A 1,264-nucleotide genomic window follows, 5' to 3' on the forward strand; every position below is an offset into this window, starting at 1 on the left:
GCGCCCCACACGCAGCGGGCGAGCCGGCGGTCCACATCGGCCTGGTGGAAGTGGTTGTCCTGGCACCGCAAAACGGCGGTACCGGCAGGCCTACCACATTCAGGCAGGGGAACGATTTTGCCAGTCGGAACTACTTACGGAACCTGTAAACCATGGCTCTACCAACCTCATCCCTATCCCAGGTCTGTCGTGAAATCGCCACCGTGATCAGCGACGGCCTCAACGCCAGCGCCAATTCGATCCGCGTCATGATCGGCAGCCCGGCCGATGCCGTGCCCGGCCAGTCGGACACCCAGCACCGTATCAATCTTTTCTTCTACCGCATCGAACCGTCGGGGTATTTTCCGGGGGGCCTGCCGGGGGAGCCCTGGTGGCTGCGGTTGTACTGCCTGGTGACCGGTTTCGGCATTCCCGAAGACCAGATCAGCGCCGGTGAAAACGACCTGCGCCTGTTGGGCGAGGTGATGCGCCTGTTCCACGAAACCCCGGTGCTCGAGGCCTTTACCGTCGACGATGAAACCTTCCGCCTGGAAGTGATCTTCCAGCCGCTGAATCCCGACGACCTCAACCATATCTGGTCGACCCAGGGGGAGGTCAGCTATCGACCGTCGGTGGTTTACGAAATGGCCCTGGCGCCGGTGGTCCCCCGCGAGCGGACGCCCGGGAGCCCGCTGGTGGGTGCGGTCGGCTCGCAATTGCGCGGTGATATGGCGACGCGTAGCGATCCTTTCGGCGGCGTGGCCGCGGGACCGGCTGTTTATCGAACGGTAGTGGATGCGTCCCGCGAGGATTGGGCGCCGGCGATCTGCCTGGTGGTCGACGGCCACTGCGCCCAGAGTCTATCCTTTGTGGACGGCAGCCCGGCACTGGCCGCTTTCACGCCGTCCATCTGGGTGGCCGGCGCGCTGAACGCGCCGGTGGAGCTGGTTTGGGAGAAGTGGACCAGCTCCGGGGGATGGGAGCGGCAGCCCACGACCCTCGGCACCGTGGCCACCACCACGACCATCGACCCCGACACGGTCGACGGGGCGGTGACAGCCGCTTTCGATCTGCCCTTCGCCGCCCATGAAACTGGCCAGGCGGTCCTGTTTGCCCAGCGGACCTATCAACGCGCCGTCGACGGCCAGGCGATCGTCGTTCGCAGCAATCCGATTCTGGTCACCATTTACGCGGAGGCGCCATGAACCCGCCGTCCGCAGACATCGCCGCCGGCCTGCTGACGCCGGAATGGGAGCGGGTGGAACTGCTGGGCCACCTGTTGGCC

General features: G+C 65.6%; 1 protein-coding gene. It reads left to right on the plus strand.

Going from position 1 to position 1,264, the window contains the following annotated elements:
- The first annotated feature begins 152 nt into the window (after positions 1 to 152).
- Complete coding sequence (locus tag JCM12296_RS34935; protein WP_054702803.1) at positions 153 to 1,184, plus strand: Pvc16 family protein; 1,032 nt, start codon at positions 153 to 155, stop codon at positions 1,182 to 1,184.
- The last annotated feature ends 80 nt before the right edge of the window (positions 1,185 to 1,264 follow it).

It is taken from the genome of Desulfosarcina cetonica JCM 12296 (assembly GCF_001311845.1).
Lineage (GTDB): Bacteria > Desulfobacterota > Desulfobacteria > Desulfobacterales > Desulfosarcinaceae > Desulfosarcina > Desulfosarcina cetonica.

Bases quoted from the DNA above. Each gene is read 5' to 3' on its own strand.
- JCM12296_RS34935 (WP_054702803.1), top strand. From the start codon at position 153: ATGGCTCTACCAACCTCATCCCTATCCCAGGTCTGTCGTGAAATCGCC.